Source organism: Mycobacterium sp. UM_Kg1 (genome assembly GCF_000972925.1).
GTDB lineage: Bacteria > Actinomycetota > Actinomycetes > Mycobacteriales > Mycobacteriaceae > Mycobacterium > Mycobacterium hiberniae.
In genome coordinates, this window is sequence record NZ_JRMK01000400.1 from 1 (window position 1) to 223 (window position 223).

The following is a 223-nucleotide window of genomic DNA, read 5'->3' on the forward strand; positions in this document are numbered from 1 at the left end:
TGGCGTCGCCGGTGGGTTTGACCGAGTTGTTCGATGAGTGGATTTACACCCCGATCCACACGGGCGTCGACAACTTCATCAACAGCGATCTGGGTCTGCAGGTCGGTGGCTTGGTCAACCAGTTGTTGGGTTCATATGCGATCGGGGACGGCGCGGACGGTACTGCGGAGAATCCTGACGGCGGTGCCGGTGGGTGGTTGTTCGGTGATGGTGGTGCCGGTTA

The 223-nt window shown here is 60.1% G+C and carries 1 pseudogene; it reads left to right on the plus strand.

Features of this window, described 5'->3' with window-relative positions:
- Window positions 1-223 (plus strand): annotated as a pseudogene (locus tag LI92_RS24135) (cellulase family glycosylhydrolase); the annotation flags it as partial.